A 26,557-nucleotide genomic window follows, 5' to 3' on the forward strand; every position below is an offset into this window, starting at 1 on the left:
ACCTCGTCTTTTCAATGTGTTAACCCTTGGCTCGGAATCTGGCACGCGCCTTGTATTCATAGAAGCGGTCGTTGGGGCTGACGCTCATCGGCATGCATCAAACGTCGGCCCGGTGCCGCGTCATGAACAAGGATGGGAAACCAGATGAAAATTGTGATGGCCATTATCAAGCCGTTCAAGCTCGATGAGGTGCGCGAAGCCCTCACGGCTGTTGGCATCCAGGGCCTGACCGTGACCGAAGTGAAGGGCTACGGCCGCCAGAAGGGCCACACGGAAATCTACCGTGGGACCGAATATGCCGTCAGCTTCCTTCCCAAGCTGAAGATCGAGATCGCCGTTCCCGCCGAGACCGTCGACAAGGCCGTCGAAGCCATCGCCGCTTCCGCCAAGACCGGGCAGATCGGCGACGGCAAGATCTTCGTCTATTCGATCGATCATGCCGTGCGCATCCGCACGGGCGAAACCGATTCCGAAGCGCTGTAAGCCACGTCCGTTCAGGGGGTAATCATTTCCATGTCTTCGTCTAAACAGTCCATCTCGCTCGGACGCGTGGCCCTTCTGGGCGCCACCCTGGCGCTCGCCACGCCGCTTCTCGCTTTCGCCCAGGACGCCGCCCCGGCCGCCGCCGATGCCGCCGCAACGGCCGCTGCGGCTGCGCCGGTCCCGGACAAGGGCGACACCGCCTTCATGTTCCTCTCCACCATCCTCGTGCTGTTCATGGCCGTTCCCGGCCTCGGCCTGTTCTATGGCGGCCTGATGCGCACCAAGAACATGCTCTCGGTGCTGATGCAGTGCACGGTCGTCGCCTCGGTCATCATGATCGCCTGGGTGCTCTACGGCTATTCCTTCGCCTTCGGCGGCTCCACCAGCCCCTTCTTCGGCGGCTTCGCCAAGGTCTTCCTGTCCGGCGTGACCAAGGACACGACGGCCGCCACCTTCACCAAGGGTGTCGTCATTCCGGAATATATCTTCGTGATGTTCCAGATGACCTTTGCCGCCATCACCCCGGCTCTGATCGTCGGCGCCTTTGCCGAGCGCATCAAGTTCTCGGCGACGGTGCTGTTCTGCCTGCTCTGGGTCACCTTCGTCTATTTCCCGATCGCGCACATGGTCTGGGACGCCAATGGCTATCTCTTCGGTCTCGGCGCGCTTGACTTCGCCGGCGGCACCGTCGTCCACATCAATGCCGGCATGGCTGGCCTCGTCGGCGCGATCATGGTCGGCAAGCGCACGGGCTATGGCCGCGACATGATGGCACCGCACTCGATGACGCTGACCTATGTCGGCGCCGCCATGCTGTGGTTCGGCTGGTTCGGCTTCAACGCCGGCTCCAACCTGGAAGCCTCTTCGGGCGCCATGCTCGCCACCGTCAACACCTTCGTCGCCACCGCTGCCGCCATCCTTTCCTGGTCGGCCGCCGAAGCCTTCACCCGGGGCAAGGCCTCGATGCTCGGCGCCGCTTCCGGTATGATTGCCGGCCTCGTCGCCGTCACCCCTGCCGCCGGCATCGTCGGCCCGATGGGCGCGATCGTCATGGGCATCATCGTCTCGCCGCTGTGCTACTTCTTCGTCTCGGTGATCAAGAACAAGTTCGGCTATGACGACACGGCCGACGTCTTCGGCGTTCACGGCGTGGGCGGCATCTTCGGCGCTCTCGCCACCGGCATCTTCGCCAGCGCCTCGCTCGGCGGCGTCGGCTATGCCGGCGAGCAGACCATGAGCGGCCAGTTCATGGTCCAGGTTCAGGCCGTCGTCATCACCCTGATCTGGACAGGTGTCGGCTCGGCGATCCTCTACAAGATCGTCGACATCATCATCGGCCTGCGCGTGCCGGTCGAAGCCGAACGCGAAGGTCTCGACCTCGCCAGCCACGGCGAAGCGGCCTACCACTCCTAAGAAGCAACTGGCGGACCGGAAGCTGGGAACGGCTTTCGGTCCGATCCATGGACGACAGGCGGGAGCAGCGCGCCGATCGCAATGTTCGGCGGCTGCTTCATGCACGGACGGTCAGGCCATGGCCCTCCGCGTTTCGCCAGATCGCGCAGGGACGGCCTGGCCGGCGCTGCAAACGATCAAGCAGCCACGTCTCAAGCAGAAGACCGCAGGAAGGCTTTGCCTGCCGAGGTCCAATACCGGGCACTGCCGTCCGGTCGCCGCGCATGATGCGCAGCCTTCAAGGCCAGACGGGAAACCGCCTGGCTTTTTTTCGTTTCGGGGTTCAATCGCGCCGGGCCGACCGCTTGATAGGATCCTTGCCGTAGGAGGGTTGGTTGAGCCTTCAGCCTTGTTTCCCTTGAGGATTTGTTCACCTCTGGCGTTTTAAAGCGTCGGAGCGAAAAGTGAGAACCGGTTTTCGGAAAAATCCGCTGCGGAAACAAAAACCTGGAGCATCCAACCGCCTGCGGTTTTCCGTCCGATGCGCGAGAAGACGCGGAGAGGGGCGCAGGATTGCCTCCGGATCGTGCATCGCCACAGCGCGCATCCCCGTCTCGGCGCTGATCTTCGCGCGCAAAGCGAACTGTGAATGCGCTGCTGCATAGTTAATGCCGCTTTAACCATCTTCTGCGATGCTCGTCCCTGAATTCGTGCCGGCCTGCGGTGCGGACCCCCTTGGGCAGAACAGGCAGCGACAGATGAGCAGAGGCAATCAGGCAGCATTGGACGGCCGGTCAGACCGGTTCGTGCTTTCCGCCTTCGTATGGCGTCAGGTCGTGGCGCTGCTGGGCTATGGGCTTTTCGGCCTTCTGGCGCTCGCGGTGGCGGCGCTGTCCACCTGGAACGTCGCCGATCCGAGCTTTTCCTATGCGACGCCGGAGCCGGCCACCAATATTCTCGGCAAGTCCGGGGCGATCTTTGCCGATCTCGCCATGCAGTTCTTCGGCATCGGCAGCGTTCTGGCGCTGCTGCCCGTGGTTGCCTGGGCGCTGGTGCTGATCGTCGGCAAGCCGTTCGACAAGCATTTGAAGCGTCTCGGCGCCTGGTTCGTCGGCTCGACGCTGGCGGCGGCGGCGATGAGCTGTGTGCCGGCGCCGGTGACCTGGCCTTTGCCGAACGGGCTCGGCGGTGTCTTCGGCGACATGATCCTGCGCCTGCCGGCACTTTTGACTGGCGCCTATCCCACCGGCACGCTCGCCGCCGTTCTCGGCTCGATCCTCGCGCTGCCGGCCACGGCCTTTCTCGCCTTCAGCGCAGGTCTCTTCGGCGTCGAGGCGACGCGGGAGGAGGCGCCGGCTGCGGCGCTGCCGAGCAAGGCGCGCACCGTGCGCGAAACCATCGAGGACGATGATGACGGCCCGGGCGGTTTCGGCCTGCTCTTCGTCGGCGCGCTCGCGCATATGCGCTATACGCTGCAGGCGCGCATGCGGCTGATCTTCGGCGGCAAGCCGGGACGGATGGCGGTCGAGACCGACGACACCTATGATTTCAACGGTGACGAATTCGGCCGGCTGAACGAGCCGCCGCGCCGCAAGTCCGCCACCCGCGTCGAGCCCTCGCTCGGCCTTGGCGAGCGCCGCGAGCCTGCGGTGTTTGACGAGGACGACGACGAGGATGATGCCGATGACGACCGGATCGTCGGTCAGGGCAGCCCGCGCCGTGGGCCTTCGGGCGAGGAGGCCCGGCCGGGCCGCGTGGCCGCGCCGGCGGCCCGTCCGAAGATCTCGCGCAATCTGGAAATGCGCCCCCAGGAGGATGGCAGCTTCACCCTGCCGCCGCTCGAATTCCTGGCCGAGCCGAAGAACCCGACCCGCGACCTGACGCTGTCGGCCGACGCGCTGGAGCAGAATGCCCGCATGCTCGAGGGCGTGCTGGAGGATTTCGGCGTCAAGGGCGAGATCATCCATGTCCGCCCCGGCCCCGTCGTCACGCTCTACGAGCTGGAGCCCGCGCCTGGCATCAAGTCTTCCCGCGTCATCGGCCTGGCCGACGATATTGCCCGCTCGATGAGCGCAATCGCCGCCCGCGTGGCCGTGGTCCCCGGCCGCAATGCCATCGGCATCGAGCTGCCGAACCAGCGCCGCGAGATGGTGTTCCTGCGCGAGCTGGTGGCCAGCCGCGATTTCGCCGAAAGCAAGGCGCGCCTCGCGATGGCGCTCGGCAAGACCATCGGCGGCGAGGCGGTGATCGCCGATCTGGCGAAGATGCCGCATCTTCTCGTGGCCGGCACCACCGGCTCGGGCAAGTCGGTGGCCATCAACACCATGGTGCTCTCGCTGCTCTACCGGATGACGCCGGACCAGTGCCGCCTGATCATGATCGACCCGAAGATGCTGGAGCTTTCCGTCTATGACGGCATTCCGCATCTGCTCTCGCCCGTCGTCACCGATCCGAAGAAGGCGGTCGTCGCCCTGAAGTGGACGGTGCGCGAGATGGAAGAGCGCTACAAGAAGATGTCGAAGATCGGCGTGCGCAACATCGACGGCTTCAATTCGCGGGTCGAGCAGGCGCTGGAGCGTGGCGAGGCCATTACCCGCACGGTGCAGACCGGCTTCGACCGCCAGACCGGCGAGGCGATGTACGAGACGGAAGAGTTCGACCTGCAGCCCATGCCCTATATCGTCGTGATCATCGACGAGATGGCCGACCTGATGATGGTCGCCGGCAAGGATATTGAAGGCGCGGTGCAGCGGCTGGCGCAGATGGCGCGCGCAGCCGGCATCCATGTGATCATGGCCACCCAGCGCCCTTCGGTCGACGTCATTACCGGCACGATCAAGGCCAATTTCCCGACCCGGATCTCCTTCCAGGTCACCTCAAAGATCGACAGCCGCACCATCCTCGGCGAGCAGGGGGCAGAGCAGCTGCTCGGCCAGGGCGACATGCTCTATATGGCCGGCGGCGGGCGCATCCAGCGCGTGCACGGGCCCTTCGTGTCCGACACCGAGGTCGAGGAGATCGTCGCCTATCTCAAGACGCAGGGCTCGCCGCAATATCTCGATGCCGTCACCGAGGATGATGACGAGGATGGCGAGGGCCCTGTCGGCACCGGCAATCTCGGCGAGTCCGACGATCCCTACGATCAGGCGGTCGCGGTCGTCCTGCGCGACGGCAAGGCGTCCACCTCCTATGTCCAGCGCCGCCTTGGCATCGGCTATAACCGTGCGGCCTCGCTGATCGAGCGCATGGAACAGGAGGGCATCATCGGCCCGGCCAACCATGCGGGCAAGCGCGAGATCCTGGTGCCGACGGAAAGCGACACGTGAATGTGAGCCTGCGCCGGGCAGGCGTCTGCATGCGGTCGGCATGACTCCGGTCTCCGGTCTTGAACGTGCCGCAGTCCTGCGCCAAATGACGCGCATGACGATTTCGCGCCGCTCTCCATCATCCCGCCTCTTCGACCGCCGCAGCCATCGCCCGGCCTGTGACGGTTGAAGGGAGAATGGCGCAGGATTGCCGCGCGTTTTATGCGCCCGTCGCCCCTTCTGGGTGGCAGGCAAGACCATGACGGCCGCGCCCTGGCGGTCCGCCGGGCGCCGCCCGCCGCGGGCCCGGGCCGGCGCCAAACAGGAGACGATCAACATGACCGCAGCACGCAACGACCTGAGAGCGGCAGAGGGCCGGGGGCTGATCCGCCGCCGCACCGTGGTCGGTGGCCTCGCGCTCGTCACGGCGGCGGCTGCTTTCGGTCTCGATCTGCGTCCGGCCGCGGCCCAGGCCAGCATGCAGGCTTCGCTGGCGCAGAAGATCGCCAATCATTTCGCCTCGGTGAAGACCATGGCCGGCGAGTTCGTGCAGTTCGGCCCGCGCGGCGAGCAGACCGCCGGCAAGTTCTACATCAGCCGCCCCGGCCGGCTGCGCTTCAACTATGAGGCGCCGTCGCCCATGCGTGTGATCGCCGACGGCAAATCGGTGGCGATCGGCAATCAGAAGCTGAAGACGTGGGATCTTTATCCCCTGTCGAAGACGCCGCTGAACCTGCTCCTGTCGAACAACATCGACCTTTCTTCCGCCATGGTGCGCGATGTGCGCGAGGAGCCCGACCTAATCACCATCGTGCTCGGCGACCGCTCGATCTTCGGCGATTCGACCATCACCATGATGTTCGATCCCAAGACCTATGATCTGCGCCAATGGACCATCACCGACGCCCAGAAGAAGGACACTTCTGTGATGATCTACAATGTGCAGACCGGCATCCCGATGGACGATGCCGTCTTCCGCATTCCCTATGACGATATCCGCCGCTGACGCCGCTTCCGGTCAGGTCTCGCTGGTTATCCGGCGAACCATGATCACCTCGTCGATCTCGCGTCCTTCGTGGAGCATGCCGGCCGGCATCGTGCCGATCGGCTGAAAGCCGTTGCGGCGATAAAGCCCGATGGCCGCCGGATTTTCTGCGCTCGCCATCAGCTCGACCTGGCGCATGCCCTTGGCCCGCGCCTGCGCGATCACCGCCTCGATCAGCCGGTCGCCGACGCCGCATGCCCGGTGTGAGGCGCGCACATAGACCATGATCAGCAGGCCGCGATGCCGTGTCTTCGATCCCTGCTCACGGGCGAGACCCATCAGGCCTGCCGGCTCGCCATCCCTGAAGGCGGCGAAGACATCGACAGCCTCCAGCCTTGCGCGCCAGTCCTCCTCCGTCATCCGGCTCCAGTCGGAATGGCTGCTGGCAAAGGCCTGCGGCTCCCGCTCCAGCGCCTCCAGCCGCAGACTGCGAAACAGCGCGGCGTCGTCGGCCGTCAGATGACGGATGGTGATGGTTGGGCTTTCCACGCGCGGCCTCGTCTTCGGGAAGGATCGCAAAGCAGTTGTGCCGATTTATCACGGATAGCCAAGGGCGATAAAAATCCTTACAGCAGCAGAAATGACTTGGATGGCGCCGCCGGGCATCGCCCTGGCGCGCCTTGCAAGGCCGGTGCAATGAATTTGACACTTGATCCCCACGTGCAGCGATCTCGCGGATCCAATGTCAAAATCGGACCACGAGGGCAACGGAGGGAAAACACGGCTCTGTCCGCTGCTCTAAAATCTTGTTTCTTCATCGGATTTTTCCGTAAGCCGGATCCCCTTCACGGTCCGGTGCTCTATTCCCGGGATTTCGACCTTCATGCCGCTTTCGATTGCCACCTGGAACATCAACTCCGTCCGCCTGCGCCTGCCGCTGGTCGAGCATTTCCTCAAGAGTTGGGCGCCGGACATCCTTTGCCTGCAGGAAACCAAGTGCCCGAACGAGCTGTTTCCGCGTGAAGCCCTCGAGGCGCTCGGCTACCGCCATATCGAGATCCACGGGCAGAAGGGCTATCACGGCGTCGCCACACTCTCGCGCCTGCCGCTGCAGGAATTGTCCGAGCGCCGGCTCTATTGTGGAATTTCGGATGCGCGCCATCTCTCGGTGGTCTTTTCCCACGGCGCCCGCACGATCCGGCTGCACAATTTCTATGTGCCCGCCGGCGGTGACGAGCCCGATCGCACCATCAATGTCAAATTTGGCCACAAGCTCGATTTCATCGAGGAGATGAAGCTTCTTCATGCCGAGGCTGAAGCGGGGATCTCTTCCATCCTCGTCGGCGATCTCAACATCGCGCCGCTGGAGCATGACGTCTGGTCGCACAAGCAGCTTTTGAAGATCGTCAGCCATACGCCCATCGAGACCGAAGGCCTGACATCGGTGCTCTCGGGCGGCGCCTGGGTGGACCTGATGCGCCAGCATAAGCCCGAGCCGGAAAAGCTCTACACCTGGTGGAGCTACCGCGCGCGCGACTGGCAGGCCGCCGATCGCGGCCGCCGGCTGGATCACATCTGGTCCTCGGCCGATCTCGCCGCGCATCTGAACCACGTCGAGATCCTCAAGGAGGCGCGCGGCTGGGAGCGTCCATCGGACCACGTGCCCGTGGTCGCCACCTTCGATCTGTGACGCGGATCCGGGAAATTCCATTCCGCGGGGCTGGCTTCGAGGAGGCCGAGCCTGCTTTTCAAGCGGCTCGGCAGAGAGCTGCCCGTCAGCAGCGGCCGCCCACAGCCAGGGGCGGCAGGTCCACTGGCCGCGACAGAGGCGCGCGGTCCTTGCCGATCTCGGCCAGCTGATAGGGCGTGGTCTGATAGATGTCGTTGATCCAGTTGCCGAAGAAGAGATGCGCATGGCTGCGCCAGCGGTTCGGCGGAGGGAGTGTGGGATCATTGTGCGGGAAATAATTGTGCGGCATGCGGATCGGCACGCCGGACTGCACGTCGCGCTCATATTCCTCCTGCAGCGAGGTGGAATCATATTCGACATGGTTGAACATGTAGAGCCGGTTGCCCGCATCCTCCTGCACCAGACACACGCCCATCTCGTCGGAATCCATCAGGATGTTCAGCCCCGGCACCTTCTCGATATCGGCGCGGCGCACCTCGGTCCAGCGGGACACAGGGATCTGAAAATCGTCGGAAAAGCCGTTGAGATAGACGGAAGCCGGATTGCGGTTCTGGTGGCGGTAGACACCGAAGGCCTTCTCCTTCAAGGCGTGCTTGGGCACGCCGTGGAAGTGATAGATGGCCGCCATCGCGCCCCAGCAGATGTTGAGCGTCGAATGGACATTCGTCTGCGTCCAGTCGAAGATCCGCTGCATCTCCTGCCAGTAGGTCACATCCTCATAGGCCAGCGTCTCCACCGGCGCGCCGGTGACGATCAGCCCGTCGAACTTGCGGTGCCGCACCTCGTCCCAGGTCTCGTAGAAGGCGAGCAGGTGATCCTCTGACGTGTTCTTGGCCTTATGGCCGCCGACGCGGATCAGCGAGAATTCCACCTGGAGCGGCGAGGCGCCGACGAGCCGCGCCATCTGCACCTCGGTGCGGATCTTGTTGGGCATGAGGTTCAAGAGGCCGATCTGGAGGGGGCGGATATCCTGGCGGATCGCGACCGTCTCGGTCATCACGCGTACGCCTTCCTTGACCAGAGTCTGGAAGGCGGGAAGCGTATCGGGGATCTTGATGGGCATGGGCGCACTCGATCGTAACAGCGCCGGCCACAGAGGGATGCGGGTGCCCTGTCTCGAACAGCCCACGGCCCTTTAGCAACTTCTTTAACGTGGCTGCAAGCCGGCCGGCCAAATCACCACGGTATCAAAAATAATAGACCTTGTGCGCCGGCGAATCAATCGGATTCCTCGTCGCTGCCGATTCGCGCGCCAGATTGCCTCATTCTGGATCGTCGTCCGGCGGTTTCAGCGGCGCGCAAGCTTCGCATGGCACGCTCGACAATCCGGCACAAGCGCCGGCGGCCGGGCCAGCGCCTTGAGCCGGACAGAGCCTTGAGCGGAAATGCGGCACAAGCGCAAAGTTTATGCGTTTATCTCAGCATTTTCGGAAGAATGAGATGCGATCATCGGAAGGCCTCGGGGAGGAGGCCGGAAGGGAGGGCGCCATGAAGACGACACTTTCATTCGGACGCTCTGGTCGCGAGACCAAGGTCGCATAGGTTAGTCATATGGCAGATAGGGTTGAGAGCGTCATCGCCACCGATCAGAAGGATGGCCCGGCACAAGAGCGGAAGCCGGAACGGGCCGCGCCCAATCTCGGCCTTGCCTATCGGCTCGGCGTGATGTTCTCGGCCTTCTGGTCTTCTTCCGTGCGCGTCAAGGTGCTGTCGCTCGGCCCGGCCATGATCATGGTGATCCTGGCCACCGCCTACATGACCGTCATCCTCAACAACTGGAACGCTCCCTTCTATGACGCGCTGCAGCGGCGTGACCTGCCGGAGTTTTTCCATCAGCTGAAGATCTTCGTGCTGATTGCCGGCGCGCTGCTGCTGCTCAACGTCATCCAGGCCTGGCTCAATCAGATGACCGCGCTCTACATGCGCGAGGGGCTGACGCGCGATCTGGTCGATCAATGGCTGAAGCGTAAGCGCGCGCTGAGATTGACGGCCGAAGGCCTGATCGGCGTCAATCCCGACCAGCGCCTGCATGAGGACGCCCGCACACTGGCCGAGAGCACGACGGGCCTGACCATCGGTCTCGTTCAGTCCACGATCCTTCTCATCAGTTTCATCGGCGTGCTGTGGGAGCTGTCGAGCGGATTCGTCTTCCATCTCTGGGGCCATAGCTTCTCCATTCCCGGCTATATGGTCTGGGCGGCGATCTTCTATGCGGCCTCGGCCTCCGTGCTCAGCCGCATCGTCGGCAGCACGTTGGTGAAGCTCAATGGCGACCGATTCTCCAAGGAGGCCGAGCTGCGCTTTTCGCTGATGCATGCCAGCGAGAGCATATCCGCCATCACCGTGGTGCGCGGCGAGGAAAACGAGCGGCTGCGGATCAATGCCGACATCACCTCCGTGCTGCGCGTGCTCAAGCGCTTGGCGCTGGCCAACACCAACCTCACCTGGGTTTCGGCCGGCTATGGCTGGCTGGTGGTGGTGGTGCCGATTATCGTCGCCGCGCCCGCCTATTTCTCCGGTGGGCTTACCTTCGGTCAGCTGATGATGTCCGTCGGCGCCTTCAACCAGGTCAATACGGCGCTGCGCTGGTATGTCGCCAATTTCGCGCCGATCGCCGAATGGCGCGCCACCTTGATGCGCGTCACCGATTTCCGCCTGGCGCTGACCGAGATGGAAGACGAGATGACCTCGCGCCATGCGCTGCAGTATCACGACACGCCATCCGACCGGATGACGCTGGAAAATGTCGAGATCGCCTGCCGCGTGGATGCGCCGGTCGAAACCTGCGGCGGCTTCCGTCTCGTGGAAACGCCTGTCGAGATCAGGGCTGGCGAAAAGATCATGGTCAATGGCGATCACAATGTGAACCGCCGCCTTCTGTTTCAGGCGCTGGCCGGGCTCTGGCCCTGCGGCGCGGGGCAGATCGGCCTGCCGCCGCAGGACGACATGCTGTTCGTGCCGCAGACCGCCTATCTGCCCGGCGGCACGCTGCGCGAGGCGCTCTCCTTCCCCGAGGCGCCGGACCACTACACCACCGAGGAGATCGCCGAAGCGCTGGAGGCGGCGGGGCTCTCCGATCTTCTGGCGCGTCTGGACGAGCGCGCGCGCTGGGAGAAGGTGCTGGACAGCGATGCGCAGAAGGCGCTGGTCTTCGCCCATCTCCTGCTGGCCAAGCCGCGCTGGGTGATCTTCGAGGAGGTGCTGGAAGGCATGGAGCCGGAGCGTGCCGAACGCATGACCGAGATCATGACCCGCCTGCCGCAGGCCGGCATGATCTATATCGGCCGCTCGGAAACCTATCTGAAGGCCCTGTCACCACGCGTCTTGCATTTGAAGGCGGTGGCGGCGGATCCCGAGCATGTGGACGCGGAATTGAAGGCCCAGGCGGAAAGCATTCCGGCAAAGCGGGACGCCGGCCGTTAAGAAGTTGGATCGCCTCTCACGCACTGCCCGTCAGTCTTTCTATGGACAGGGCAGGAGAGGGAAGACAAGCGCGTTTGCTTACCCCTCCAGCTCCTCGCGCAGCATTTCCAGCTCCAGCCATTCCTCTTCCTTTTTCGCCACTTCGGCGCGCAGTGTCTCCAGCTCCTTGGCCAGCGTGGCGAAGCGGTTGGGGTTCTTGCTGAAGAGGTTGGGATCGGCCATCTCGGCTTCGCGGGTGGCGATGTCCTTCTGGGCCTTGTCGATCTCCTTGGGCAGGTTTTCCAGCGCGAATTTTTGCTTGAAGGACAGCTTGCCCTTGGCATTGGCGGGTTTGGCGGCGGGCGCAGCGGTCTCGGCCGTTTTCGCCTTCTCGGCCTTTTCGGCGCGCTTGCGCTCCTCGGCCGCGCCCTTGCGCTGGGCCATCATGTCGGAATAGCCGCCGGCATATTCGATCCAGCGGCCATCGGGCGCTTCCGGATCGGCAGGCGCGATGGTCGAGGTCACGGTCCGGTCGAGGAAGTCGCGGTCATGGCTGACGAGGATGACGGTTCCGGTAAAGCCCGCGACCATCTCCTGCAGAAGATCCAGCGTCTCGATGTCAAGGTCGTTGGTCGGCTCGTCGAGGATCAAAAGGTTGGTCGGCCGCGAGAGGATGCGCGCCAGCATCAGCCGCGCCCGCTCGCCGCCGGACAGATTGCGGATCGGCGTGCGCGCCTGTTCGGGCTGGAACAGGAATTCCTTCATATAGCCGGTGACGTGGCGCTGCTCGCCATTGACCAGGAGCGTCTCGCCGCGCCCGTCGGTCAGATAATGGGCAAGCGAATCCTCGGGGTTCAGATCCTCGCGCTTCTGGTCGAGCGTGGCGATTTCCAGATTGGTGCCGAGCTTGACCGTGCCGCTATCGGGCGAAAGCTGCCCGGTCAGCATTTTCAGAAGCGTGGTCTTGCCCGCACCGTTGGGGCCGACCAGACCGATGCAATCGCCGCGATGGACGCGCAGCGAGAAGGGCGCGACGATGGTGCGATCGCCATAGGCCTTGGTGATCTTCTCGGCCTCGATCACCAGCTTGCCGGATTCCTGCGCGTCGGAAACCGTGGCCTGCACCGTGCCCTGCGGACCCTTGTGGCCGCGATGGCGAGAGCGCATGTCCTGCAGTTCGCCCAGCCGGCGCATGTTGCGCTTGCGCCGTGCGGTGACGCCATAGCGCAGCCAGTGCTCCTCGCGCTCGATCGCCTTGCCGAGCTTGTGCTGCTCCAGCTCTTCGGCCTCCAGCACCTCGTCGCGCCAGGCCTCGAAATGGGCAAAGCCGCGATCGAGCCGGCGCGACTGGCCGCGATCGAGCCAGACCGTAGCATTGGAGACCTTCTCGAGAAAGCGGCGGTCGTGCGAGATCAGGACCAGCGCCGAGCGGGTCTTCATCAGCTCGCCTTCCAGCCATTCGATGGTCGGCAGGTCGAGATGGTTGGTCGGCTCGTCCAGAAGCAGGATGTCGGGCTCCGGCGCCATCACGCGGGCAAGCGCCGCGCGCCGCGCCTCCCCACCGGAGAGCGAGGCCGGATGCTCCTGGCCTGTCAGCCCGAGATGCGAGAGCAGATAGGCCACGCGATAGGGATCGTCGCCCGGCCCGAGCCCGGCTTCCGCATAGGTTTCCACCGTCTCATAGCCGGCGAAATCCGGGGCCTGCTCCAGATAGCGCACCGTGGAGGCCGGATGGCGGAACACCTCGCCCGATTGCGGCTCGATCAGCCCTGCGGCGATCTTCAGGAGCGTCGATTTGCCCGAGCCGTTGCGGCCGACAAGGCAGACGCGGTCGCCCGGCTCGACCTGCAGGCCGGCGCCGTTCAAAAGCGGCGTGCCGCCGAAGGTGAGAACGATATCGTCGAGTTTCAGAATGGGCGGCGCCATCGTCAGGCTCCTGTCATGTCATAGGGGCGGGCAAGAAGGATCGCCCGGCCGTGCTTGAGCGTGATGCGAACAGGCCCCTCGGCCACGTTGGAAATCGTGCGCGAGGAACCAAAAGGAAGAGAGAAATCCTCAAGCGGATAGCGCGCGCCCGCAATGGTCAGGCCTTCGAGCGCGGTGAAGCCGAGGATGGAAAACAGGCTGCCCTTGGGCAGGTCGAGCGACAGATCGAGCGGGCGGATGCCGGCCAGCAGCGGATAGGCCTCCTCCTCGCCCGAGGTCAGCACCACGTCGATGCCGCGCTCGGTCAGCGACAGGCCGAGCAGCAGGTGCAGCAGCGCATGGTCGGAGCGCTCGCCGCTAAGCGCACCGGCCAGAACCAGCCCGGTCGCCCCGCGTTCGATCGCGGCTTCCGCGGCGATCTCGCCATCGGTCTCGTTCTTGGCGGGCGGATAGGGCTCGCGGTGGACGTGCGGATAGCGCGCGATGAGATCTTCGGCCGAGGAGTCGAAATCGCCGACCCACAATTCGGGCAAAGCAGAGAGCAGGGGCGCATGGCGCATGCCGCCATCGGCCGCCACGGCGCGTTTTCCCGCCAGCAGCGCGTCAAGACGCGGCCCCGCCGTGAGCGGCCCGCCCATCAGCACCACCATGGTTTCCTGTCGTCTCGTCTCGCGCATCGGCTGCCGGTCTCCGTGACCTGCCGCCATAGCCTATTGCAGGGCCTCAGGGGAAGCCCGGGTGCCGCTGCGAGAACCGCGCTGGAGCGCAATCCGGCGGATATTGAGCCGGGAAGCTGCCGCCGCTCCATCCGAAGGGAGGCTTAGCGGCGCCAGTCCCGCTCGGCCTGCTCACCATCTCCGCGTCCATCCGCCATGAAGTCTGGACTGAACTGGGCGAAGAGATCGAGGACATGGATCAGTCTCGGCCGGGTGTCCTCGGGCGCGGTCGCAGCTTCGGCGCGCAGTGCTGGCGCGCCATCCTGAAGCGGAGGTCTGTTCGGCGGCTGCATGATGTGAGGCACTGACGGAGCGATATCACAAAGGACAATAAAGCATTGCCTTATGCAAGAAAAGCGCTTGCCGCGCAGCGTGCGAACCAAGCGCTTTGTCGGCTGTTCAACCTGGCAAAGGGCCGCCGCTTGAAATCGGCGTGAGCGCCCATTACACATCGGATTGCTCTAACGGGGTGCCCTTCGAACCGTTTGCCTGATGGCAGGCGCAGGAGGGGCTGAGAGGCGCGCGCGCCAACCCGAGGAACCTGATCCGGCTCGTACCGGCGGAGGGATTAGACGGCCTTGCGATGCGCCATCTCGCCTTTCGATATCCGACCCATTCGCAAGGAGGCGCTGACGATGACGTTCAACCGGTTTTTCCTCTCCCTGGTCTCGGCCGGCGTGCTGGCGCTGGCGGCCAATCCGGCCGCAGCTGAGGACAAGCAGCTGACGGTCTATACCTATGAGAGCTTCACCAGCGAGTGGGGCCCGGGGCCAAAGCTCGCCGAGCTGTTCGAGAAAAGCTGCGCCTGCAAGGTCAATTATGTCAGCGTGGCCGACGGGGTGGAGCTCCTGACGCGGCTGAAGCTCGAAGGTCCCTCCTCCAAGGCGGATGTGGTGGTCGGGCTCGACACCAATCTGGTGGCCGAGGCCAAGGCCACCGGCTTCTTTGCGCCGCATGGCGTGGATACAAGCGCGCTCACCGTGCCGGGCGGCTTCAAGGACGACAGTTTCGTTCCCTATGATTATGGCCATTTCGCCGTCGTCTATGACACGCAGGCGATTAAGACGCCGCCGAAGAGCCTGAAGGAGCTGGTCGAAGGCGATAGCAAGGAAAAGATCGTCATCGAGGATCCGCGCACCTCCACGCCGGGCCTCGGTCTGCTGCTCTGGATGAAGGCGGTCTATGGCGACCAGGCGGGGGCGGCCTGGGCCAAGCTCAAGGACCGGATCCTGACGGTGACGCCCGGCTGGTCGGAGGCCTATGGCCTGTTCACCAAGGGGGAGGTGCCGATGGTGCTCTCCTACACCACCTCGCCCGCCTACCACATGGTCGCCGAAAACAGCGACCGCTACCAGGCCGCCGATTTCGCCGAGGGCCACTACATCCAGATCGAGGTGGCGGGGCTGACCAAGTCGTCGCATGATCCCGATCTCGCCAAGTCCTTCCTCGCCATGCTGGCGGGCCCGCAGGCCCAGGCCATTCTGCCGACCACCAACTGGATGATGCCGGTGGCCAAGCCGGCCGAGCCGCTGCCGGCCGCCTTCGACAGGCTGGTGACGCCGTCCAAGACGCTGCTGATCCCTTCCGAAGAGGTGGCCGCCAACCGCCGGGCCTGGATCGAGGAATGGCTGGCGGCGATGAGCCGTCAGTGATGGCGGGAAGAGGCGGGCGGACTTCGACGCGCCGGCCGGAACGCATTGCGGGGGCCGCGACATGAGGCGCGGCCTCGTTCCGGGCCTGCTGGCGCTTCTGTTCCTTGCCGGTTTCGTCGGCCTGGCGCTGATCGCGCTGCTCACGGCCGATGCCGGGTTGCCGGCGTCCAGCGCAAGCGCTGCCGCATGGTTCGACGTGACGGTCTGGCGCAGCCTGCGCTTCACCCTGCTGCAGGCGGGGCTATCGACGCTTCTGTCCGTGGGGCTGGCCCTTCCGGTGGCGCGCGCCCTTGCGCGCCGGCCGTGCTTTGCCGGGCGCATCTGGCTGGTGCGGCTGATGGCCCTGCCGCTCGGTCTGCCGGCGCTGGTCGCAGCCCTTGGCCTGCTCGGCGTCTGGGGCCGGCAGGGCGTGGTCAATCAGGCGCTGGCCTGGCTGGGCCTCAGCGACCCGGTGTCGATCTATGGCCTGACGGGCATTCTGCTCGCCCATGTGTTCTTCAACATGCCGCTCGCGGTGCGCCTGTTTCTCGGCGGGCTGGAACGCATTCCCGCCGAGCACTGGCGCATTGCCGCCAATCTCGGCCTCGGCCCGTTCGCGCTCTGGCGCTTCGTCGAATGGCCTGTTCTGCGCGGCCTGCTTCCCGGCGTGGCCGGCCTGGTCTTCATGCTCTGCGCCACCAGCTTCACCCTCGTCCTGACGCTTGGCGGCGGGCCGGCGGCGACCACGCTCGAAGTGGCGATCTATCAGGCGCTGCGCTTCGATTTCGATCCGGCCCGGGCGGTGGCGCTGTCGGCGCTGCAGATCGGGGTAACGCTCGCCTTGCTCATGGCGCTGCGCCTGGCCGCGCCGGCGCCCGAGGAAGGGCTGACGGCCGGGCGGGCGAGCCGCCGTTTCGATGGGGCCGGCTGGAGCGCGCGGCTGGCTGATGCCGCCGTGCTGGCGCTTGCGGCGCTGTTCGTCGCCGCACCCCTCCTGTCGGTCACCCTGTCGGGCCTGGCGGCCCGGCCGCTGCGGCTGATCGCCGAGCCCGTCTTCCAGCGCGCGCTTCTAACCAGCCTGTCCATCGCCGCCGCTTCCGCGGCTCTTTCCGTCCTGCTGTCCCTCAGTCTGATCTCGACGCGGCTGGCGGCGCAGGCCCGGCGCCATCGCCCGCTCTCCCTCCGGCTGCTGGCTGCGGCTACGGACAGTGCCGGCTCGCTGGTGCTGCTGGTGCCGCCGGTGGTGCTGGGGGCCGGCTGGTTCCTGCTGCTGCGGCCCTTCGGCAGCGTCGGGCCTTTCGCGCCCGTCATCGTCATCCTCATCAATGCGCTGATGGCGCTGCCCTTCGCCATCCGCATCCTGGCGCCGGCGCTCGCCACCCACCGCGCCCGCACAAGCCGGCTGGCCGAAAGTCTCGGCCTTTCCGGCTGGAACCGGCTGCGCCGGATCGATCTGCCCTGCCTTGCCCGCCCGCTGATGATGGCGCTCTCGTTTGCTGCGGCTCTGTCGCTGGGTGATCTCGGGGCGGTGGCGCTTTTCGGCTCTCAGGATCTGGTGACGCTGCCCTATCTGCTGTTCAGCCGGCTCGGCAGCTACCGCACCCAGGATGCGGCCGGCCTCGCTCTGCTTCTCGGCCTCGTCTGTCTGCTGCTGACCATGATCGGCACGCCTGCGACGATGACATCACCTCACCGCATCAAGGAGGATCGATGAGCGCGACCGTCCCGGCCATCCAGCTACAGGCCGTCCGCCTGGCCTTTCCCGCCCGAACCCTGTCCTTCGATCTCGAGATTGCGCAAGGCGGCATCACCGCCGTTCTCGGCGCCTCGGGATCCGGCAAGTCGACCCTGCTCAACCTGATCGCCGGCTTCGAGACACCCGATCAGGGGAGCGTCGCGCTGATGGGCCAGCCGATGGCGGCGGTACCGCCGGCCGGAAGACCCGTTTCGGTGATCTTCCAGGACAACAATCTCTTCGCCCATCTCGATGTCGCCACCAATATCGGCCTCGGCATCGACCCCGGCCTGCGCCTGTCCCAGGCGGACAGGACAAGCATCGAGGCGGCGCTGGCGCGCGTCGGCCTCTCCGGCTTCGGCCAGCGGCGGCCGCCGAGCCTTTCAGGCGGCGAGCGCCAGCGGGTGGCACTCGCCCGTGCCCTCGTGCAGACGCGACCGATCCTCCTGCTCGATGAACCCTTTGCCGCGCTCGATCCGGGCTTGCGCGCGGGCATGGCCGGCCTAATTGCCGCGCTCAAGGTAGAGCTCGGCCTGACCGTGCTGCTCGTCACCCATCATCCCGAGGATGTCCGCCGGCTGGCCGATCAGGTGCTGTTTCTGGAGGAGGGGCGCATTCTGCTGCATGTCCCGCGCGATGTCTTTCTGGCGCGCACGGACCTGCCCGAAGTCGCGCGCTTTCTCGGCGCGTGAGCCCGACCGCCTCTCGACGTCAGGCGGCCGCTACGCTTCGATCGACAGCCCAGCCACGGCGATCAGCGCCGCGCGATCGCGGATCTCCACGAGATGCGGCTCGGGCAGCACGATCAGCCCCTGCATCTTCAGCTTGGTGAAGCTGCGGCTGACGGTTTCGATGGTCAGGCCGAGATGGTCGGCAATGTCGGTGCGGCTCATCGACAGCGACAGCGGATTGCCCGGCTGGCCATGGCGCTGCAGTCGCCGCGACAGGAGCAGGAGGAAGCTCGCCACCTTCTCGACCGGCGCCAGCCGCCCGAGCATCATCTGGCTTTCGCGCGCCTCCTGCAGCGCGCGGCGGGTCAGGCTGTAGAGCCTGTCGCGCAAGGGCGAGCTGGACGCCATCAGCGCTTCCATATCCTTGACCGCGAAGCTGCAGAGCGTCGAGGCCGTCACAGCTTCGGCCGTCTGGGCATAGATCGTCTCGTCCGCCAGCCCGAGATAATCGCCCGGCAGCAGGAAGTCGCCAATCTGCCGGCGGCCGTCGGGCAGGTCACTCGACAGGCGCAGCATGCCGGAGGTGAGCGTGAAGACATGGCGGCGCGGCGCGCCTTCCTCCACCAGCCGCTCGCCGGGCTCGATGGTGCGGGTGCGCATGATCGCCTCCAGCCGTCCGATATCCTCATCGGGAAGGGCGGCGCAGACGGAGAGCTGGCGCACGGTGCAATGGGCGCAGATCTCGGCGTGAGGCGCCTGACGGTCCGGCCTGCAAAGAGCGGCCGGAAAGGAAATCACCGACATGGTTCGACCCATCGAAAGCAAATCTTAAGCGCAAGTTTACGTCAATATGACGCTTGCCGCTATCGCTAGAACGCTTGCAGGTTGTCTTTTCAAGGCGACGCGTTGCCGCATCGCATGAGGTCTCTGGCTGCCGCCAAGCGGGCAGGCCCGGTCTCGATCCTCTCAGACGATTTCCGGCTAATCGCTTCGCGAGCCGGAAACGGGCACCAACGAAAATCTCTGGCCGGAAGGCCAGATTTTCGATGGACGGAATACGCTTTCCGGTCTGATCAACCGGAAAGCGTATCAGCCGTGGCCCGCGTCGCGCTCCAGCGAGGCGAGGATGGCGCAGACCAGCCGTTCGCCATCATAGGGCTTCATCAGCAGCACCGCCCCTTGTTCGGCGCCGTCGGGCAGCCGGTCGTTGCCGGTGGCGAAGACAAGGCCGAGCGAGGGCCGCAGCTGCCGGGCGAACTGCGCCAGCGTGCCGCCCGAGGCGCCGGGCAGGCCGAGATCGGTGACGAGAACGTCGATATCCGAGGTCCCGATCGTCTGCTGCGCCTCCTCGGCGCTGGCGGCCTCGATCACATGATGGCCAGCATCCTCGATCATCTCGCGATTGTTGGCCCGGATCAGCGCATCGTCCTCGACCACGAGAACGGTCAGCATCCGGCTCGGCGTGGCGGCTGTGACGGGCCGGGCGGGCGCTGCGCGCGGGGCTTCCGCCTGATGGCGCTGGGCCGTGTTGGCCAGCACATGGCGGATCTTGCGGGCCAGCATCTCGCGCGTATAGGGCTTGGAAATCAACTCGACGTCCGGATCCAGCCTTCCGCCATGGACAATGGCGTTTTCCGTGTAACCCGAAGTGAACAGAACGGCGATTCCGGGCAGACGCTCGCGAGCCCGGCGCGCCAGCTCCGTGCTCTTCAGCGTGCCGGGCATGACCACGTCGGTGAACAGAAGCTGGATGGCGATGCCGCTTTCGATGACGCTCAGCGCATTCTGGGCATTGGTGGCCTTGAGCACACCATAGCCGAGATCCGTCAGCATCTCCACCACGGTGGCGCGCACCTCGTCATCGTCCTCCACGACCAGCACCGTCTCGTTGCCGCCGACGACGGGGCCGCTCTGCACCTCGACCTCGCGGTCCTCGCCATCGGTGGCGCGGGGCAGGTAGATCTTCACCGTCGTGCCCTGGCCGACCTCGCTGTAGATCTTCACATGGCCGCCCGACTGCTTGACGAAGCCATAGACCATCGACAGGCCGAGCCCGCTGCCCTTGCCCTCGGGCTTGGTGGAGAAGAACGGCTCGAACACCTGCTCCAGCACTTCCGGCGTCATGCCGCTGCCGGTGTCGCTGACCGAGAGACAGACATATTGGCCCGGCTCCACATCGCCCTGGATGCGGGCATAGCGATCGTCGAGAAAGGCATTGCCGACCTCGATCGTCAGCTTGCCGTGACCTTCCATGGCGTCACGCGCATTGATGGCCAGGTTGAGCACGGCGTTTTCCACCTGCAGCGGATCGACGAAGGAGTTCCAGAGGCCGCCGGCCACCATGGTCTCGATCTCGATGGCCTCGCCCAGCGAGCGGCGCAAAAGGTCGTCCATGCCGTTGAGAAAACGGCCGATATTGGTCACCTTCGGTTCGAGCGGCTGGCGCCGGCCGAAGGCCAGGAGCTGGGCGGCGAGCTTTGCCCCGCGCGCCACGCCGGCAAGCGCATTGGTCACGCGGCGTTCGGCCCGCTCATTGCCGATCACATCCTTGGACAGCAGCTGAAGATTGCCGGAGACCACCTGCAAGAGATTGTTGAAGTCATGGGCGACGCCGCCGGTCAGCTTGCCGATCGTCTCCATTTTCTGCGCCTGCTGCAGCGCGACCTGCGCAGCGCGGCGCACGGCGATTTCCTCCTCGACGCGGGCCTCCAGCGTTTCGTTCAGGAGGCGCAGCTGCTCTTCGGCGCGCTCGCGATGGCGCACCTGCCGCTCCAGATCAACGGCATGGCGCTTGAGCGAGCTCTCGGCCTCGCGCTGATCGGTGATGTCGGTGTGGATGCCCACCCATTCGGCGATCTCGCCGCCATCGTCAAGAATCGGCACGGCGCGAATGGCGAAGATGCGCCAGGCGCCGTCATGGCGGCGCAGGCGGTGCTCCCAGACATAGGTCTGCTTGGCGGCGACCGCCGCACGCCACGTGGCGATGGAGGGCGCGCGATCCTCCGGATGGACGGCGTTCGCCCAGCCGTAATTCTGGTAGTCGGCGAAGCTCTGGCCTGTCAGCGCGCTCCAGCCCGGCTGCGGACCCACCATCCGGCCATCGGCGCTGTTGGTCCACAAAATACCGTGCACCGCCTCCACGGCGGCGGCAAAGCGGGCATTGCTGCGCGTGAGGTCTGCCTCCACCTGCTTGCGCTCGGCGATGTCGATGATGAGGACATGAACACCCTCGACCGATCCATCCTCGCGCCTGTCAGGAACATAACGCACCTCGGCGGCCCGCTGCGTGCCATCCGGCCGTTCGATCACCGTATCCGTAACGATCGCCTCGCCAGCCAGCCCGCGTGCGATCAGCGCCTTGCGGTTCTCGTAAAAGCCGGGGCCGATCACCTCGCGCAGATGGCGGCCGATCACTTCCTCCGGGGTGCGGCCGAACCATTCGACATAGCTGCGATTGGCGAAGCGATAGATGCCATCCTGCCCGAAATAGCCGACAAGGAGCGGCAGCGCATCGGCGATGCGGCGCGTTTCGGCCTGGCTTTCGGCGAGCGCCTGTGTGGTGCGCACCTGCTCGGTGTTGTCGAGCACGGTGCACAGAACGCCGTCGACGCCGCCGGCATCATTGTGGATCGGCGTGTAGAACAGATCGAAGATCATATCCTCCGCCTGGCCGTTCGGATGCAGCGTCATCGGCTGATCGCGGAAGGACTGCACCTCGCCGCGAAAGCCCGCTTCCAGAATCCGGCTGTTCCAGTCGCGGACTTCCGGCCAGACCTCATCAACCCGGCGGCCGAGCGCCTGCGGATGCCGGCCGCCGGCAATGACACTATAGCCGTCATTGTAGAGCATCACCGCATCGCGGCCCCATAGCAGCGCTTGGGGTATCGGCGAATTGACCAGCGTGTCGATATGGACGCGCAGGATCTGCGGCCAGCCGTCCATGGGCCCGAGCGGTGTGGCGGCCCAGTCAAAGGCGCGGATCAGCGCGCCGGTCGTTCCGCCGCCGATCGGCCAGGCGGTCGCGCCTACGTCCTGTGTCATGGCTTTTTCCTGATCGCCGGCGCATACCGGTCCTGAAGTCTATGCTGGTGTAGCGGATTTGCCGTCGCACAGAAACAGGCGCCTGCGCGGATTTGTCCCGCAAGATCGGGCCGAAAATCCTGCGCCCTCCGATGCCTCGGATTTCGGGTTCTACATCCTGGTCTTCCAGGGGGCGAATCCCGCTTTTCGGTGCGAAGCTTTGTGGCTCTGCCGGTCGCGCGGAATTTTCGCGCGCGCGCAAAGCTCCCGGACATCAGGCGCTGAGGGTGGGCGGCCGTCATGGTCAGCGGCCGGGCGAAGCCGGGATCGTTCAAGGCCGTCCGTCCCGGTAGCGTTGATGATGGCGCGGCTTAGCAAGACAGAGTTTAAGAATGGTTCATCATGAAAGATCGCGGGCGAAAATGGCGTACAACAATGACCGGGGCGGCAATCGCCATCGCGTGCGGAGGCCATAGGCAGGGGAGCCGGCAACCCTGACAATTTCGCCGGCGCCTAACGCCCCTGTCGGCACAAAAGGTCAAGGCCCCCGCGACGGCGGTGTCGCGGGGGCCTTGTGTCAGCCGACTTTCACGGGAAAAGCCGACAGATATGGATTTACACGATAGGTAGACAGGAGATGAAACGTTGCTCCCGTCGTTTCGCGGTTTCTACGCTTCTATTACGCGACCGGATCACATTTCCGGGCAGCCGCGCATATTGGCGAAGGTGATGCGCTCAGGCCCGCGCCGGGTCATGCCCTCAACCACGACGCGGCGGTCGGTGACGCGGACGATCTCGGGGTCGCGCAGGCCGGCGTCACGCGCAGCGGCGCGGGCTTCGCGCTGGCCGCAACGGTGGCCGCGCATGCCGCGCATCTCGCGATCGTCGCGGATGACGGGACGCACGCCATCGGGGCCGATGCGCAGTTCGACATCCTGCGCGGCGGCGGGAACGGCGAAACCGGCGGTGCCGGCGGCGATCGCCAGCGCGAGGCCGGCAGCGGTAAAGGACTTCAGCATGGCTTTCTCCTCGCTTGCCCGCGCATCACACGGGCCTCTATTGGTTTGCCGGCACGTCGTTCGGCCGGTTGTTCAAAGCATTGTCAGCCGGAAAAGCCGGCAACACGGAAGTAATTGACGGTCGTCTGCTCGATCTTCCTCAGTCGGACAAGGGTGGTCCCAGTCGAACCCGTCATGTGTGCTCAAGAAGATCCTCAGCGCTTCTTTGTTCCCGAGCCCATGAAAAAGCCCGCCCGGCAGACTGTGCCGGGCGGGCTGGTAATCAGGTATGGATGCGATCGAAAGAGGGAGCCGATGCGCCTTAAGCGTCAGTCTTCGCTTTCCATCTGTGCCTCGGGCGCGGCGGGCTCGCGTCCGGTGCCGGCGATGATCGACCGCTTGCCGACATGGTTGGCCGGCCCGACAATGCCTTCCTTCTCCATGCGCTCCACCAGCGAGGCGGCGCGGTTATAGCCGATGCCGAGGCGGCGCTGGATGTAAGAGGTGGAGCACTTCTTGTCGCGCAGCACGACCTTCACCGCCTTGTCGAACAGATCCTGGCCGTCTTCTTCCGCCAGCGCGCTCTTGTCGAAGACGGGAGTGTCTTCCTCCGGCGCCTCGTCGGCCTCGTCCGCATCTTCGGTTACCGTGCCGAGGTAATCGGGACGACCCTGGAGCTTCAGATGCGCCACCACCTTTTCCACTTCCTCGTCCGAGACGAAGGGGCCGTGGACACGGGCGATGCGGCCGCCGCCGATCATGTGCAGCATGTCGCCCTGGCCGAGCAGGTGCTCGGCACCCTGTTCGCCGAGGATGGTGCGGCTGTCGATCTTGGAGGTGACCTGGAAGGAGATGCGGGTCGGGAAGTTGGCCTTGATCGTGCCGGTGATGACATCGACCGAGGGGCGCTGGGTGGCCATGATCAGGTGGATGCCGGCGGCACGCGCCATCTGCGCCAGCCGCTGGATCGCGCCTTCGATCTCCTTGCCGGCCACCATCATCAGATCGGCCATCTCGTCGACGATGATGACGATATAGGGCATGGCCTCGAGATCGAGTTCCTGCTCCTCATAGACCGGCTCGCCGGTGCCCCGGTCAAACCCGGTCTGCACCGTGGTCATCACGCTCTCGCCCTTGGCGCGGGCGAGCGCTGCGCGGCTGTTATAGCCGTCGATGTTGCGCACGCCGAGGCGCGACATCTTCTTGTAGCGCTCCTCCATCTCCCGCACGGCCCATTTCAGCGCCATGACCGCCTTCTTCGGATCGGTGACGACAGGGGTGAGCAGGTGCGGAATGCCGTCATAGACGGAGAGTTCGAGCATCTTCGGATCGACCATGATCAGGCGGCACTCCTCCGGCTTCAGTCGGTAGAGCAGCGAGAGGATCATGGTGTTGATGGCGACCGACTTGCCCGAGCCGGTGGTGCCGGCCACGAGCAGATGCGGCATCTTGGCCAGTTCGGCGATCACGGGCTCGCCGCCGATCGTCTTGCCCAGGCACAGCGCCAGCTTGAACTTGGTGTCGCCATAGCTGGCGGATTCGATCATGTCGCGGAAATAGACCGTCTCGCGCACCGGGTTCGGCAGTTCGATGCCGATGACGTTGCGGCCGGGGACGACAGCGACACGGGCCGAAAGCGCCGACATGGAGCGGGCGATATCGTCGGACAGGCCGATGACGCGGGAGGATTTGACGCCCGGCGCCGGCTCGAATTCGTAAAGCGTCACGACCGGGCCGGGGCGCACGTCGATGATCTCGCCGCGCACGCCGAAATCCTCCAGCACGCTTTCCAGAAGGCCAGCGCTCTGCTCCAGCGCCTCCTGCGTCATGGACGCGGTCACCTGAACCGGCGGCTCCTGCAGCAGTTCGACCGGTGGATAGTCGTAATCATCGCCGCTATCGGCCCAGAGCGCAGCACGCGGAATGGAGAAGGGCAGGCGGTTGAAATCGACGGGCGCGGCGGCGCGCGCTGCCGGTGCCTGGGGCTCGGCCGGGGCGGCGAGGGCAGCCGGCTGCGCGGCCGGGGCAGGCGTCCCGGCAACAGCCTCTGCCGCTGCTTCGGCGATGCCCGGGGCGGCCTCGACACTGGTCGACTCGGCATCGACAGCAGTCGACGCGACGTCGGCAACCACCGATGCTGCATCGACGGCGGTCGACGCGGCATCGGCAGGGGCCGGTGCGGGTTGCGGGGCCGAGAGCAGCGGGAAGAGCGGCGCGCTGGCGCGGCAGTCGATTGCCCGGTAGAGCGCGATCACGTCGGAGCCATCCAGAACGGGGCTCGAAACAGGCTCGACCGGATTGCGCATCCAGGCCGGCAGGTGGGTCGCTTCAGCCGTGGACGGGGCCGGCGCGTCAGCCTGTGCCGGTTCCGCCTGGGGGAAAGCGCGGGCGGCTTCGGCTGGGCCTGCCGCCTCGGGCGCGACGGCCGGCTCGGCCGATGTCGGTTCGGCGGCGCCGTGTGCGGCCTCCGGCAGGTCATCGAAGCCAAGATCGGGATTGCAGGCAAGCGCCTCGAAGAACAGGAAGTCTGGCAAGGCGGCCGCCAGTGCTGCGCGCGCGGTTCCTGCCGGAGCAGATGCGGGGTCCGTTCCAGGCTTGGCAGCCAGCGGATGTTCGGGGATTGCCTGAAGGGTCATGGCGAGCGGTGCGGCGGCGTTCTCCGGCGTCTGTTCCGGCTGCAGCTGCGCAGCCGCATGCGTTTCAGGCGCAGTGTCCTGAAGCGGGATGGAGGCGGTCGCCTCGTCCTGCGCCGTTGCCTCGGCCGGCCGGCTGTTGAGCCAGCCTTCGGTGGTGGCCTGGCTTTCGCCGGCGTCGGGGAAGCAGATCAGGTCGAGATCGGCACGCGCCGGCTTCAGCGTCTGATCGGGCGCTTCGGCCGCCGCATCGGTCACCGGGGTGCGATGGGCTTCGGCGTCGATCACCAGCCCCTTGTTCTGGGCCTCTTCGGCCTCGAGCGCGCGACGCAGGCGCAGCGCCAGCGCCAGCGCGCCGCGGGCGGCGGCATGCTCGTGCAGCGGCGAATCGGCCGGCGGGCTGAAGGCGGCGTGCAGGAAGCTCAGGTCGGAGGGCAGGCTCGGCTGCTGGCCAAACAGGCTGAAGGGCGATGCCTCCTCCTGCGGCGCCTGCGCGGTCACGCTCTCGCCCGGCATCTCGTCGCCATCGCCGTCCTCGGGCGCTTCCAGCCGGGGGCGCTTGGGAATGGCATTCTCCGGCGTGCGGGTGAAGCGCACATTCGGGCCGATGACAAAATTGCTCTGCCAGATCGGCGCCTCGATCCGGCCCTCGATCTGGCCGGCGGCGATCTCGTCGGCATTCTCGCCGATCGCGCTGTAGCTGTCGGGATCCGGCGCGCCATAGATGCGCTTCACGCTCCTGCGCTGACCGTCCTGAGCCTCGCCCGCATTGTCGAGACCATGAGGAAAATTCGTTCGGGGAAGACGCATGGGCACCTGCAAAACAAGAGTAGTCGAACGCGCCTTTCGGCACCCTCTTTCAATAGAAAATAAAGGTTAACCACCCCTTTCCGCGCGGATGCGGGACCTGGGGCCAGGGCGTGCCAAATCGGCACGCGCCCGGGCGTTTTTGATCGTTAAAATTCAATAA

The 26,557-nt window shown here is 65.4% G+C and carries 17 protein-coding genes and 2 riboswitches; of the genes, 9 read left to right on the top strand and 8 right to left on the bottom strand.

What is annotated here, in order from left to right:
• The first annotated feature begins 144 nt into the window (after positions 1-144).
• The 4 genes from BJF92_RS07900 (at position 145) to BJF92_RS07915 (ending at position 6,186) form a co-directional block, all read left to right on the top strand.
• Positions 145-483 (top strand): P-II family nitrogen regulator, encoded by a 339-nt coding sequence (locus BJF92_RS07900; protein ID WP_092742199.1) that lies wholly within the window; start codon positions 145-147, stop codon positions 481-483.
• A 30-nt stretch (positions 484-513) separates the two neighbouring features.
• Entirely contained in the window at positions 514-1,896 is a 1,383-nt protein-coding gene (locus BJF92_RS07905) for an ammonium transporter (RefSeq protein WP_075634198.1), read from the top strand.
• Between the two features lie 737 nt (positions 1,897-2,633).
• Positions 2,634-5,201: an FtsK/SpoIIIE family DNA translocase gene (locus BJF92_RS07910; RefSeq protein WP_075634199.1), complete on the top strand. Its 2,568-nt coding sequence runs from the start codon at positions 2,634-2,636 to the stop codon at positions 5,199-5,201.
• Between the two features lie 316 nt (positions 5,202-5,517).
• Positions 5,518-6,186, top strand: coding sequence for an outer membrane lipoprotein carrier protein LolA (locus BJF92_RS07915; protein ID WP_075634312.1), 669 nt, complete (start codon positions 5,518-5,520; stop codon positions 6,184-6,186).
• Positions 6,187-6,198: 12 nt separating this feature from the next.
• Here the strand turns inward: BJF92_RS07915 and BJF92_RS07920 are convergent, their stop codons facing one another.
• Positions 6,199-6,714: a GNAT family N-acetyltransferase gene (locus BJF92_RS07920; RefSeq protein WP_075634200.1), complete on the bottom strand. Its 516-nt coding sequence runs from the start codon at positions 6,712-6,714 to the stop codon at positions 6,199-6,201.
• A 334-nt stretch (positions 6,715-7,048) separates the two neighbouring features.
• Here BJF92_RS07920 and BJF92_RS07925 point away from each other — a divergent pair, with 334 nt between their 5' ends.
• Complete coding sequence (locus BJF92_RS07925; RefSeq protein WP_075634201.1) at positions 7,049-7,855, top strand: exodeoxyribonuclease III; 807 nt, start codon at positions 7,049-7,051, stop codon at positions 7,853-7,855.
• An 85-nt stretch (positions 7,856-7,940) separates the two neighbouring features.
• Here BJF92_RS07925 and metA read toward each other — a convergent pair whose 3' ends face one another.
• Positions 7,941-8,918 (bottom strand): homoserine O-acetyltransferase MetA, encoded by a 978-nt coding sequence (gene metA, locus BJF92_RS07930; RefSeq protein WP_075634202.1) that lies wholly within the window; start codon positions 8,916-8,918, stop codon positions 7,941-7,943.
• A gap of 52 nt (positions 8,919-8,970) precedes the next feature.
• A riboswitch (SAM riboswitch) is annotated at positions 8,971-9,048 on the bottom strand.
• A 358-nt stretch (positions 9,049-9,406) separates the two neighbouring features.
• Here metA and BJF92_RS07935 point away from each other — a divergent pair.
• Positions 9,407-11,278 carry an ABC transporter ATP-binding protein/permease gene (locus BJF92_RS07935; protein WP_075634203.1) on the top strand — a complete coding sequence of 624 codons (1,872 nt, stop codon included), beginning with the start codon at positions 9,407-9,409 and terminating at the stop codon, positions 11,276-11,278.
• Between the two features lie 78 nt (positions 11,279-11,356).
• Here the strand turns inward: BJF92_RS07935 and BJF92_RS07940 are convergent, their stop codons facing one another.
• The gene (locus BJF92_RS07940) at positions 11,357-13,183 is read right to left on the bottom strand and encodes an ABC-F family ATP-binding cassette domain-containing protein (protein WP_075634204.1); all 1,827 of its coding nucleotides are present in this window, start codon (positions 13,181-13,183) and stop codon (positions 11,357-11,359) included.
• A gap of 2 nt (positions 13,184-13,185) precedes the next feature.
• Positions 13,186-13,860, bottom strand: coding sequence for a thiamine diphosphokinase (locus BJF92_RS07945; RefSeq protein WP_075634205.1), 675 nt, complete (start codon positions 13,858-13,860; stop codon positions 13,186-13,188).
• A 494-nt stretch (positions 13,861-14,354) separates the two neighbouring features.
• A riboswitch (TPP riboswitch) is annotated at positions 14,355-14,484 on the top strand.
• Positions 14,485-14,534: 50 nt separating this feature from the next.
• On the opposite strand from BJF92_RS07945, the gene thiB reads away from it, so the two are divergent.
• From thiB to thiQ, 3 genes are all read left to right on the top strand, one after another.
• Positions 14,535-15,551: a thiamine ABC transporter substrate binding subunit gene (gene thiB, locus BJF92_RS07955; RefSeq protein WP_075634313.1), complete on the top strand. Its 1,017-nt coding sequence runs from the start codon at positions 14,535-14,537 to the stop codon at positions 15,549-15,551.
• Positions 15,552-15,612: 61 nt separating this feature from the next.
• The gene (gene thiP / locus BJF92_RS07960; protein WP_075634207.1) at positions 15,613-17,244 is read left to right on the top strand and encodes a thiamine/thiamine pyrophosphate ABC transporter permease; all 1,632 of its coding nucleotides are present in this window, start codon (positions 15,613-15,615) and stop codon (positions 17,242-17,244) included.
• Entirely contained in the window at positions 17,241-17,957 is a 717-nt protein-coding gene (gene thiQ / locus BJF92_RS07965) for a thiamine ABC transporter ATP-binding protein (RefSeq protein ID WP_075634208.1), read from the top strand. Before thiP ends, thiQ begins: the two co-directional genes overlap by 4 nt.
• Before the next feature lie 30 nt (positions 17,958-17,987).
• Here thiQ and BJF92_RS07970 read toward each other — a convergent pair whose 3' ends face one another.
• From BJF92_RS07970 to BJF92_RS07985, 4 genes are all read right to left on the bottom strand, one after another.
• Positions 17,988-18,734 carry a Crp/Fnr family transcriptional regulator gene (locus tag BJF92_RS07970; RefSeq protein WP_425356460.1) on the bottom strand — a complete coding sequence of 249 codons (747 nt, stop codon included), beginning with the start codon at positions 18,732-18,734 and terminating at the stop codon, positions 17,988-17,990.
• A 291-nt stretch (positions 18,735-19,025) separates the two neighbouring features.
• Positions 19,026-21,977: a PAS domain-containing protein gene (locus BJF92_RS07975; RefSeq protein WP_075634209.1), complete on the bottom strand. Its 2,952-nt coding sequence runs from the start codon at positions 21,975-21,977 to the stop codon at positions 19,026-19,028.
• Positions 21,978-22,648: 671 nt separating this feature from the next.
• Positions 22,649-22,975 (bottom strand): hypothetical protein, encoded by a 327-nt coding sequence (locus tag BJF92_RS07980; RefSeq protein WP_075634210.1) that lies wholly within the window; start codon positions 22,973-22,975, stop codon positions 22,649-22,651.
• A gap of 308 nt (positions 22,976-23,283) precedes the next feature.
• A complete protein-coding gene (locus BJF92_RS07985; protein ID WP_078057931.1) occupies positions 23,284-26,397 on the bottom strand; it encodes a DNA translocase FtsK in 3,114 nt (1,037 codons plus the stop codon).
• Positions 26,398-26,557: the final 160 nt, after the last annotated feature.

This window comes from Xaviernesmea rhizosphaerae, from assembly GCF_001938945.1.
Classification (GTDB): domain Bacteria; phylum Pseudomonadota; class Alphaproteobacteria; order Rhizobiales; family Rhizobiaceae; genus Xaviernesmea; species Xaviernesmea rhizosphaerae.

Bases quoted from the DNA above. Each gene is read 5' to 3' on its own strand.
- BJF92_RS07900 (WP_092742199.1), top strand. From the start codon at position 145: ATGAAAATTGTGATGGCCATTATCAAGCCGTTCAAGCTCGATGAGGTG.
- BJF92_RS07905 (WP_075634198.1), top strand. From the start codon at position 514: ATGTCTTCGTCTAAACAGTCCATCTCGCTCGGACGCGTGGCCCTTCTG.
- BJF92_RS07910 (WP_075634199.1), top strand. From the start codon at position 2,634: ATGAGCAGAGGCAATCAGGCAGCATTGGACGGCCGGTCAGACCGGTTC.
- BJF92_RS07915 (WP_075634312.1), top strand. From the start codon at position 5,518: ATGACCGCAGCACGCAACGACCTGAGAGCGGCAGAGGGCCGGGGGCTG.
- BJF92_RS07925 (WP_075634201.1), top strand. From the start codon at position 7,049: ATGCCGCTTTCGATTGCCACCTGGAACATCAACTCCGTCCGCCTGCGC.
- metA (WP_075634202.1), bottom strand. From the start codon at position 8,918: ATGCCCATCAAGATCCCCGATACGCTTCCCGCCTTCCAGACTCTGGTC.
- BJF92_RS07935 (WP_075634203.1), top strand. From the start codon at position 9,407: ATGGCAGATAGGGTTGAGAGCGTCATCGCCACCGATCAGAAGGATGGC.
- BJF92_RS07940 (WP_075634204.1), bottom strand. From the start codon at position 13,183: ATGGCGCCGCCCATTCTGAAACTCGACGATATCGTTCTCACCTTCGGC.
- BJF92_RS07945 (WP_075634205.1), bottom strand. From the start codon at position 13,860: ATGCGCGAGACGAGACGACAGGAAACCATGGTGGTGCTGATGGGCGGG.
- thiB (WP_075634313.1), top strand. From the start codon at position 14,535: ATGACGTTCAACCGGTTTTTCCTCTCCCTGGTCTCGGCCGGCGTGCTG.
- thiP (WP_075634207.1), top strand. From the start codon at position 15,613: ATGAGGCGCGGCCTCGTTCCGGGCCTGCTGGCGCTTCTGTTCCTTGCC.
- thiQ (WP_075634208.1), top strand. From the start codon at position 17,241: ATGAGCGCGACCGTCCCGGCCATCCAGCTACAGGCCGTCCGCCTGGCC.
- BJF92_RS07975 (WP_075634209.1), bottom strand. From the start codon at position 21,977: ATGACACAGGACGTAGGCGCGACCGCCTGGCCGATCGGCGGCGGAACG.
- BJF92_RS07980 (WP_075634210.1), bottom strand. From the start codon at position 22,975: ATGCTGAAGTCCTTTACCGCTGCCGGCCTCGCGCTGGCGATCGCCGCC.
- BJF92_RS07985 (WP_078057931.1), bottom strand. From the start codon at position 26,397: ATGCGTCTTCCCCGAACGAATTTTCCTCATGGTCTCGACAATGCGGGC.